Source organism: Stenotrophomonas maltophilia group sp. Smal12, assembly GCF_037079935.1.
GTDB classification, from domain to species: Bacteria; Pseudomonadota; Gammaproteobacteria; order Xanthomonadales; family Xanthomonadaceae; genus Stenotrophomonas; species Stenotrophomonas sepilia.
On record NZ_JBAWUK010000002.1, the window covers coordinates 162173 to 171332 of the forward strand.

Here is a 9160-nt window from a genome sequence, read left to right on the forward strand (position 1 = left end):
CGGCATGTCTTCATGCCGGGTGATGGTAGGTGCAGTGATTGTCCCTGAACGGCGCCGGCGCTAGTGTAGGGGCCTCTGTCTTGCCTGCTCGATGCTGTGAACCGCGCTTCCGTCCCCGGCCTGGATGCCTTGTTGAACCGTCCCTCGGCAGCGGTGCTGCCTGCTCCGCTGCGCCAGGCCCTGCGTGAGCATTGGGAAGCGCCGGATTGCGACCACCAGATGCGTGCCAGCTGGTCGGTGCTGGGCGATACCCTCGATGCGCTGGCGATGCTCTCGGCCGACGAAGGCGCGGTGGTGGCCGCATTGCTGTTCGACCTGCCGGGCCTGCGCGCCAGCCTGGACCAGCTGCCGCTGGGCAACCACAAGGCGGCGGTGACCGGCCTGCTGGATGGCCAGGATGCGGCCGATCCAGTGTGGGCGCTGCATGCCGGCCGTGAGGCGGGGCGCAACAGTGAGGGCCTGCGCCGGCTGCTGCTGGCGATCATCCGCGACCTGCGCGTGGTGCCGATCCTGCTGGCGCGCCAGCTCGCGAGGATGCGTGCGGCCGACAAGCTGGACGAGGAGCAGCGGCGCGCGCTGGCCCAGCTGACCCGCGACATCCACGCGCCCCTGGCCAACCGGCTGGGCATCTGGCAGCTGAAGTGGGAGCTGGAGGACCTGGCGTTCCGCCACCTGGAACCGGAAACCTACCGCCGCATCGCCCGCGAGGTGGATGAAACCCGCATCGCCCGCGAGCGTTACGTCGAGAACGTCAAGAAGGTATTGTCGCGCGAGCTGGTCGCCCAGGGCATCAAGGCCGAAGTCAGCGGCCGCCCGAAGCACATCTACAGCATCTGGCGGAAGATGCAGAAGAAGCGGTTGGCCTTCGACCAGTTGTATGACATCCGTGCGGTGCGCGTGATGGTCGACGACGTTGCCGCCTGTTATGCCGCGTTGGGCGTGGTGCACGCGCTGTGGGCACCGGTACCGAGCGAGTTCGATGATTACATCGCACGCCCGAAGGCCAACGACTATCGCTCGCTGCATACCGCCGTGGTCGGCCCGGAAGGTCGCACCATCGAAGTGCAGATCCGCACCCATGAAATGCATTCGCAGGCCGAGCTGGGCGTGGCCGCGCACTGGAAGTACAAGGAAGGTGGCAAGGGCGCGGAGAAGTCCTTCGACCGCAAGATCACCTGGATGCGCCAGTTGCTGGAACAGGCGCAGGACGGGCAGGGCAATGAACTGGCCGGGGCGCTTGATGCTGAGCTGACCGAGGACCGGGTCTATGCGCTGAGCCCGAAGGACGAGGTGCTGGACCTGCCGCAGGGCGCTACGCCGCTCGATTTCGCCTACCAGGTGCATACCATGGTCGGGCACCGCTGCCGCGGCGCCAAGGTCAACGGCCGCATCGTGCCGCTGACCTACCGCCTGCGCAGCGGCGACCGCGTCGAGATCCTGACCGGCAAGGAGGCCGATCCGCGCCGCGACTGGCTGATGCCGGCCAACGGCTTCCTGGCCAGCAACCGCTCGCGCGAGAAGGTGCGCAGCTGGTTCCACAAGCTGGACCGCGCGCGGAACGTGCAGGCCGGTCGCGAGCTACTCGAGCGCGAGCTGAAGCGGCTGGGCCTGCAGCACGCGGACCTGGCTGTGGCGGCGAAGAAGTTCCATGCCGACAGCGTCGATGACCTGTACATCCAGGTGGCGCTGGGCGATACCGGCCCGAACCAGGTCAGCCGTGCGCTGCTGGAGGCGGAGCGTGCCGCCAGCCAGCCCGCGCCCGCACCGGCTCTGCCGCGGCCGACCGCGCGCCGCGAGAACCTGGGCAAGTCCAAGTTCACCGTGCAGGGTGTGGGCAACCTGCTGGTGCAGCTGGCACGCTGCTGCCAGCCGGTGGCCGGCGAGCCGATCGTCGGCTACCTGACCCGTAGCCGGGGTGTCACCGTGCATCGTGCAGACTGCGCCGCGCTGGCCCGGCTGGCGGCCAGCAGCCCGCAGCGCATCCTGCCGGTGGAGTGGGGCCAGGCTGGGGGCGGCTACGAGGTGGACGTCGTGGTCGATGCGGTCGATCGCCGCTGGCTGCTGAAGGACATCACCAACCTGATCGCCCAGGAAGACGCCTACGTGCTCGACATCCACAGTGACAACGTGCGCAACAGTGGCCGTGCCCATCTGCGGCTGCGCCTGAAGGTCAGTGACTACGGGCAGTTGTCGACGCTGCTGGGCAAGCTCGATGCGCTGCCGGGCGTGAGCGAGGCGCGTCGCCTCGGCTGAGCTTCACGCTGCCCCGGCTACCCTGCACGCATGGAACGCGAGCCCCCGCATCGCCCGCATGGCGCTGAACATCCTGCGCTGGACCGTGTCCGTCGCGAGGGGCGTTGGTGGTGGCTGCAGGCGCGCCATGCGCGCCGGATCTGGCGCTGGGCGCTGCTCGCAGCGCTGGCCGTGTTCGTGCTGCTGGTCCTGCTGCGCAAGCCGTTGGCAGACTGGTTCTGGGATGAGCCGCAGATCGAACAGCTGCTGGCCGAGGGGGATCGTGCATTGGCGGCTGGGCGCCTGAGCGATGCCGACGGCAGTGGTGCGCGCGAGCGCTACCAGGCGGCGCTGGCGCTGGACGGTGATCGCCCGCAGGCGCGCCAGGGCCTCGCCAATACCGGCGCGGCAGCGCTGCAACAGGCGCGCGATCGCCTGCAGGCGGATGACCTGGACGGCAGCGCGCAGGCCCTGGCACTGGCCCGTGAGCTGCAGGTGCCGCAGGGCGACGCCGATGCGGTCGCCCGCCAGTTGCAGGCGCGACGTAGCGCCGGAGCCGGTATTGGTGCGTTGTTGGCGCAGGCGCGTAACGCGTTCGCGGCCGGACGCCTGGATGACGGCGACAGCAGTGCGTTGCCCTTGTTCCAGCGCATCCTGGCCCTGCAGCCGGACAACCTGCCGGCGCTGGAAGGGCGCGAAGATGCGCTGAGCGACCTGCTGCTGCAGGCACGCACGCTGGCAGAGCGAGGGGAGTTGGCCGAGGCGGCTGCGCTCCTGCGTCGTGCCCGTCAGTTCGATGCCGGTCATGCCGATCTGCCGGCGAGCGAGGAGGCCCTCGCGCGCGCGGCCGACCGGCGCCTGCGGCAGGCGCAGCGTGCGTTGCGACGGCAGCAGCTGGAAGCTGCGGCCAAGGGTTTCCAGGCGGTGCTGGTGGTGGCCGCCGATGATTCCAATGCGCAGCGCGGGCGTGAGCAGACCCTGCAGGCAGTGGTTGCACGCAGCCAGAAGTCCGCCGACGACTTCCAGTTCGATGCGGCGCAACGTGATGCGGCCCTGGCGGCGGAGCTGGGGGCTTCGCAGGCCGTCCGGCAACAACTGGCGCAGCGCCTGCAGCGCGCGCAGCAGGCGCAGCGGGCTCTGCAGCAGCCCGCGGTCAGCACGGCGCAGCGCGAACGCCAGCTGCGCGACCACCTGCGGAAGATCGAACGTGCCGAGCGCGCGGGGCAGTGGATCAGCCCACCCGGGCACAGCGCGTTCGACGCGTTGCGCGAAGCCCAGTCGCTGGCTCCCCGCGATGCGCGGGTGAAGGCAGCCGCCGCACGCTTGCTGCCCGCCAGCCGACGCTGCTTCGACGACAATCTGCGGCAGAACCGCGTGCAGGCGGCAGGCGCCTGCCTGCAGGCCTGGCAGACCCTGTCACCGACCGCAGCCGGACTGCCCTCGGCGCGGCTGCGGTTGGCCCAGCGCTGGCTGGCGATCGGCAGCGAGCGGCTCGGTAACGGTGACCTGGCCTTCGCCGCGCATGCCGCCGAACAGGCGCGGTTGCTGCAGCCGGATCTGGCCGAACTGCCGGCGTTTGAAGATCGCCTGCGCCGCGCCGGTGGACGGGTGGACTAGGCGAAGAACACCCGCTGCACGGTCGCACGGGCGGCGTCGAGTGAGAAATGTTCGGCGACGTTGGCCAGGCCGGCATCGGACAATTGCTGCCACAGCTGCGGGTCCTGGTACAGGCGGACCACCGCATCGGCGAAACCGGCAGCGTCATCGGCCACCAGTACGTCCTGGCCAGGATGCAGGTGCATGCCTTCCACGGCGCAGGTGGTACCGACCACCGGCTGGCCATGGGCCATGCTCAGGTTGATCTTGCCTTTCACGCCGGCACCGAACCGCAGCGGTGCGATGGCAATGCGCGCGCCGTCCATGTAGGGCGTGATGTCCTCGACGAAGCCGTGCATCTGCACGCCGGGGTGGCGTGCGGCCAGTGCCAGCAACGATTCCGGCGCCGCAGCGCCGATGCAGTGCAGGCGTACCTCCGGCAGCCGGGCGCGGATGTGGGCGAAGATTTCGCCGATGAACCACTCCATGCCGTCCAGGTTCGGCGGATGGCGGAAGCCACCGACAAACACCAGATCGTGTCGTTGCTCGTAGACAGCGCCGGCGCCGGCAACCTCGTGCAGGTTGGAAATCAGTTCCACCCGTACCCGCGGCGCATCGGCCTGCAGCTGCTCCCGTTCGGCCGCACTGACCAGCACGGTGATGTCGCACTGCTCCATCACTGCCAATTCACTGCTGCGGGTGCGTTCTGCTGCGCGCAGCAGGGCCGCATCACCCGCCACTTCGGCACCGCGGCGCTCGCGCAGGTAGTGCAAGTCGACCGTGTCGAACACGGTTCGTGCCTGCGGCGCATAGCGCTTGAGCAGGGGCAGGCACTCGTGGGCGACGTGGTGGCGCACCAGCATCGCCACGTCGAAACGCGACCCATGGCTGCGCAGCCAGCCGGCTACACCGTCCAGGAAGGGGGCGTACCAGACTTCCACGCCCATCCGCTGCAGCGCCTCGGTCGCCGCGCCGGCATGCTCGCGCCGGGTCGGGACGAATACCACGTGGGCACCGCCCTGCAGCAGCAGGCGGATCAGATTGACCTGGCGCAGCGACCCGGAATCGCGATCGGGCTGCGGTACTTCCTCGTCCAGGATCAGCACCTGGCGCCGGCCGCGCAGCAGCAGCGCTGGCGACGGCACTGCGCCGACCGCCGGATGGCCGGCCAGCTCGGTGGCCCAGCGAGCGGCAAAGATGGCCTGGTTGCGCACCTGGTAGGCCTTCACCCCGCTGCCGGTGTCGGTGCCGTTGCTGGTGCCCTCGTCGTGGATCACCCGGCTGGCCGGCTGCACCAGCACGCGCAGGCCCTGTGCACGCACGCGGAAGGCCAGGTCGGTGTCCTCGTAGTACGCTGGCTTGTAGCGGGTATCGAAGCCGTCCAGCTGCTGCCAGAGGGCACGCGGCAGCATCAGCGCCGCACCGGAGCAATAGTCGACGTCGCGCAGGCTGGCAAAGCGCGGGTCGTCAGCGGCCTCGAAGCGGCCATAGCTCCAGCCACTGCCATCGGCGAAGATCACTCCGCCCGATTCCTGCAGGCGGCCATCGGGATACAGCAGCTGGCTGCCGACCAGGCCGGCGTCGGGGACGCTGCCGAAGGTGTCCAGCAGGGCGTCGAGCCAGCCCGGCTGCGGCACCGTATCGTTGTTGAGCAGCACCACGTAGCGGCCGCGTGCGCGCGATACACCCTCGTTGCAGGCTTCGATGAAGCCGCCGTTGTGCGCACGCACCTCATAGCGCAAGCCCGCCACCTGCGGCATCCACTGTGCGGTAGCGTCGCTGCTGCCGTCATCCACCACCAGGATCTCGCACGCGGCTGCGGGCGGGTGTGCCGCCAGGGCGCGGAGGCAGGCCAGGGTGTGGTCGACGTGGTTGTAGACCGGGATGACGATGCTTACCTCCGGCAACTCGCTGAACGGCACCGTGAAGGGAGCGAAAGCCTGTGCTGGCGGCAGGAACAGCGGCGTGCGCGGCGCGGGAACGGCGCGCTGGGTGTGCACGCGGATGCGTTGCCAGGTGGCCCGCCACCCGCGGGTGCGCAGGCTTGCCAGGCTCCGGCGGGCCAGGCCCGACAGGCGGTTGATCAGGTATCGGATCTCGGCCAGGGACATCGCCATCCGGTTGCAACTCCAGCTTAAGCAGGGGAACCCGGGAGAACTCGCCAGCCGCAGTGGCTGGGGTAGACTCGCCAGACCCTACATTCTCGCATTCCCGTGCCCCGACGCTACGATTCCGACGACATCGACGATTTCGACGACGACCCGCAGGACAGCGGTCCGCTGTGGCGGCGCCGGCTGATCACCTGGAGCATGGCTGCGGTCGCATTGGGATTGGGTTTCCTCATTCCCTATACGCTGTACCTGAACCAGCAGGTGACCCAGCGTTTCGGCGAGCTGCGCTGGCAGATCCCGACGCGCGTGTATGCGCGCCCGCTGGTGCTCACCCCCGGCAAGGCGATGGATGCGTCCACGCTGAAGACCGAACTGGCCGCCTCCGCCTATCGTGATGACGGCCAGGGCAAGGAGCCGGCCACCTATGCGGTGAACGGCGGTCGCTTCGTGATCTCCAGTCGTGGCTACAACGATGTCGATGGCCGGGTGGCGCCGCGCCGGGTGGAGCTGTCGCTGGCCGATGGCGGCGTGGCCTCGCTGCGCGACGCCGACAGCCGCAAGGCACTGAAGGCCGCGCGGCTGGATCCGGCGCGCATCGCCACGCTGTACGGCCAGAAGCAGGAAGAACGCCGCCTGATCCGCATGGACGAGGCGCCGGACCTGCTGGTGACCGGCCTGCAGGCAGTGGAAGACAAGGACTTCAACCGCCATCACGGCATCGACCTGTCCGGCATCGCGCGCGCGGTGTGGGTGACGATCCGTTCCGGTGGCCAGAGCCGCCAGGGCGCCTCGACGCTCACCCAGCAGCTGGCCCGCAGCGGCCTGCTTGGCATCGGCAAGGAGCAGACGCTCACCCGCAAGTTCAATGAGGTGCTGTACGCGCTGATCATGGAGGCGCGCTACGACAAGCGCACGATTTTCGAGGCGTATCTCAACCAGGTGTACCTGGGCCAGCGCGGCAGCCAGGCGATCCATGGCATGTCCTCCGGTGCCGAATTCTGGTTCGGGCGTGACCTGCAGTCGCTGGAGACCGAGCAGATCGCCCTGCTGATCGGCCTGGTCAAGGGGCCGTCCTTCTACGACCCGCGGCGCAACCCGGAACGCGCGCTGGATCGCCGCAACTTCGTGCTGGGCAAGCTGCACGAGGCCACGCTGATCGACGATGCCGAGTACCAGCGCGCGCTGAAGGCTCCGTTGGGTGTGCCCAAGACACCGGGCCTGGTGGCAGCCAACCGCTTCCCCGCCTACGTCGACCTGGTCCGCCGGCAGCTTGCGCATGACTATCCGGAATCTGCGCTGCAGGGCGCGGGCCTGAGCGTGATGACCGGTATGTCGCCGTCCGCGCAGGCCTATGCCGAAGGCGCGGTGACCCGCACCATCAAGTCGCTGGAAAGCCAGCGTCGCCCTGAACTGCAGGCCGGCATGGTGCTGACCGACGTGCACAACGGCGACGTGCTGGCGGTGATCGGCAGCCGTGAGGTGTCCGAGGTCGGCTTCAATCGTGCGATCGAGGCGCAGCGCCCGGTCGGTTCGCTGCTCAAGCCGTTCGTGTACCTGCTGGCCCTGGCGCAGCCGGACCGCTATTCGCTGGCCAGCTGGGTCGATGATTCGCCGGTGACGGTGCAGCTCGGCCGCGGCCGCAACTGGAGCCCCGGCAACGCCGACAACCGCAGCCACGGCACGGTGCGCCTGATCGATGCGCTGGCGCATTCGTACAACCAGGCGACGGTGCGCTTGGGCATGCAGGTCGGCCCCGAGCGCGTGACCCAGCTGATCCATGTGCTGGCCGGCATCAAGGCCGAGGCCAATCCGGCGGTGATCCTCGGCTCGACCGACCAGAGCCCGTATGCGATGGCGCAGCTGTACCAGTTCCTCGCGTCCGGGGGTGAGATCCAGCCGTTGCACGCCGTGCGTGGCGTGCTCGATCCGCAGGGCAAGCTGCTCAAGCGCTACGACAAGACCCCGGCACCGGCACAGGAAGGCGATTCGATTGCCGCCAACCTGATCAGTGTCGGCCTGCAGCAGGTCGTCGCCAGTGGTACCGCGCAGCGGCTCAATGCTGATGGCCTCGGCCGTCTGCAGCCAGCCGGCAAGACCGGCACCACCAACGATGGCCGTGACAGCTGGTATGCCGGCTACACCGGCGACCACCTGGCGGTGATCTGGATCGGCAACGATCAGAACCAGCAGGCCGGCCTGTATGGCGCCACTGGCGCGATGCGGGTCTGGTCGGGCATCTTCCAGCGCCTGCCGAGTGCGCCATTGCGGGTCAGCAACAAGGGCCTGGATTGGCAGCCGGTGGCTCCCACCGGTCTCAACAGCACCGATGAAGGCTGCCCCGGCGCGCGTCGTTTCCCGTTCGTGGTGGGCTATGCGCCTGCCTATGTGCCGTGCGCGCCGGCCGCGTCGCCCGAGGGGCAGGGCGAGGCTGAAGGCGAGGGCGGTGGCTGGCGCAGCTGGTTCGGCCTGGACCGCAAGCCGGAAGCACCCGCCGAACCTGCCGCCACCACTCCTCCCCCGAGCCGATGATGCCGATGAACATGCGAACCCTGCTGCAGCCCCTGGCCCTGACCGGCCTAAGTCTGGCCCTGGCCGCCTGCGTGAGCAGCGCGCCGCCGGTAGTCAAGCCGGTCGACACCACCACGCCGGCGCAGCGCCTGGCGGCCGTGGATGCTGCAGCGGGTCCGGACGACAAGGAATTGTCGGTGCAGCCGCTGCGTGATTCGCAGGTGGAAGACCTGAGGCTGGCCGCACAGGCGCAGCGCCAGGCCAACGACCTCGCCGGTGCCGCCAGCAGCCTGGACCATGCGCTGGAGATCGTGGCTGGTGACCCGGCGGTGCTGCAGGAGCGTGCCGAACTGGCGCTGCTGCAGGGGCAGTGGGCACAAGCGGAGACGTTGGCGCGCAAGGCCGTGGATCTGGGCTCGAAGACCGGGCCGCTGTGCCGCCGGCACTGGGCGACGATCGAGCAGTCGCGGCTGGCGCGGGGCGAGAAGGAAAATGCGGTGTCGGCGCACGCGCAGATTGAAGGTTGCACGGTGCCGGGGATCAAGCGTTACTGAGTTTTCAGCCAACGGCACAGCCCCTCGTGGCTGGCTGCTTGGCCGAGTAAAGCAAAAGCCGCGCTTGGCCGGGCGGGGGGGGGGGGGGGGGGGGGGCGCGGGCCCCCCGCCCCCGGGGGTCTGCCGGGCGGGCGACCCCCGCCCCGCCCCCCGCCCCAC

Annotated in this window: 5 protein-coding genes; 4 read left to right on the forward strand and 1 reads right to left on the reverse strand. The window is 69.3% G+C overall.

Annotated elements, in window-relative coordinates:
• Window positions 1-96 precede the first annotated feature (96 nt).
• Together WDC87_RS02040 and WDC87_RS02045 are read left to right on the forward strand one after the other, a co-directional pair.
• Window positions 97-2253 carry a bifunctional (p)ppGpp synthetase/guanosine-3',5'-bis(diphosphate) 3'-pyrophosphohydrolase gene (locus tag WDC87_RS02040; protein ID WP_061480346.1) on the forward strand — a complete coding sequence of 719 codons (2157 nt, stop codon included), beginning with the start codon at window positions 97-99 and terminating at the stop codon, window positions 2251-2253.
• A gap of 30 nt (window positions 2254-2283) precedes the next feature.
• Window positions 2284-3849, forward strand: coding sequence for a hypothetical protein (locus tag WDC87_RS02045; protein ID WP_049414184.1), 1566 nt, complete (start codon window positions 2284-2286; stop codon window positions 3847-3849).
• Here the strand turns inward: WDC87_RS02045 and WDC87_RS02050 are convergent.
• A complete protein-coding gene (locus tag WDC87_RS02050) occupies window positions 3846-5945 on the reverse strand; it encodes a glycosyltransferase (RefSeq protein ID WP_072167684.1) in 2100 nt (699 codons plus the stop codon). The two genes, WDC87_RS02045 and WDC87_RS02050, sit on opposite strands and share 4 nt — an antisense overlap.
• A 96-nt stretch (window positions 5946-6041) precedes the next feature.
• On the opposite strand from WDC87_RS02050, the gene mrcB reads away from it, so the two are divergent.
• Window positions 6042-8468 carry a penicillin-binding protein 1B gene (mrcB, locus tag WDC87_RS02055; protein ID WP_188240732.1) on the forward strand — a complete coding sequence of 809 codons (2427 nt, stop codon included), beginning with the start codon at window positions 6042-6044 and terminating at the stop codon, window positions 8466-8468.
• Window positions 8465-9001, forward strand: coding sequence for a hypothetical protein (locus tag WDC87_RS02060; protein ID WP_088497516.1), 537 nt, complete (start codon window positions 8465-8467; stop codon window positions 8999-9001). Before mrcB ends, WDC87_RS02060 begins: the two co-directional genes overlap by 4 nt.
• Window positions 9002-9160 lie beyond the last annotated feature (159 nt).

Coding starts and splice junctions, on each gene's coding strand:
- WDC87_RS02045 (WP_049414184.1), top strand. CDS start 2,284: ATGGAACGCGAGCCCCCGCATCGCCCGCATGGCGCTGAACATCCTGCG.
- WDC87_RS02050 (WP_072167684.1), bottom strand. CDS start 5,945: ATGGCGATGTCCCTGGCCGAGATCCGATACCTGATCAACCGCCTGTCG.
- WDC87_RS02060 (WP_088497516.1), top strand. CDS start 8,465: ATGATGCCGATGAACATGCGAACCCTGCTGCAGCCCCTGGCCCTGACC.